This window comes from Staphylococcus sp. EG-SA-14 (assembly GCF_017151935.1).
Taxonomy (GTDB): Bacteria; Bacillota; Bacilli; order Staphylococcales; family Staphylococcaceae; genus Staphylococcus; species Staphylococcus aureus.
The window spans coordinates 1-432 of record NZ_JACVZM010000072.1; the positions used below are offsets into that span (position 1 = coordinate 1).

A 432-nucleotide genomic window follows, 5' to 3' on the forward strand; every position below is an offset into this window, starting at 1 on the left:
GCTCATTCCTATGTGGGCACAACACAAAGTAAAATCTAACTATGAAAAATATGCGCAAGTAAGATCAACAAGTGGTAAAACGGGTCGCGAGGTAGCAGAAGAAATACTTCATGCAAATGGTATTTATGATGTAGATGTAGTAAAGGGTGAAGGTTTCTTAACAGACCACTACGATCCTAAAAAGAAAGTTGTTTGTTTATCTCCTGCAAACTTCGATAGACCTTCAGTAGCTGGTACAGCTATTGCTGCACACGAAGTTGGACATGCGATTCAACATCAACAAGGGTATGCATTTTTAAGATTTAGAAGTGCATTAGTACCACTAGCTAATTTAGGTAGTTCATTAAGTTACATGATTATCATGTTAGGTATCATCTTAACAGCTATGGGTAGTGCGTTTGGCTCAACAGCCTTATGGATTGGTGCTGGCTT

The 432-nt window shown here is 38.7% G+C and carries 1 protein-coding gene; it reads left to right on the forward strand.

Annotated elements, in window-relative coordinates; genetic code table 11:
- On the forward strand, nucleotides 1–432 hold a 432-nt coding region (locus IDG63_RS14335; protein ID WP_206176503.1), incomplete at both ends, for a zinc metallopeptidase.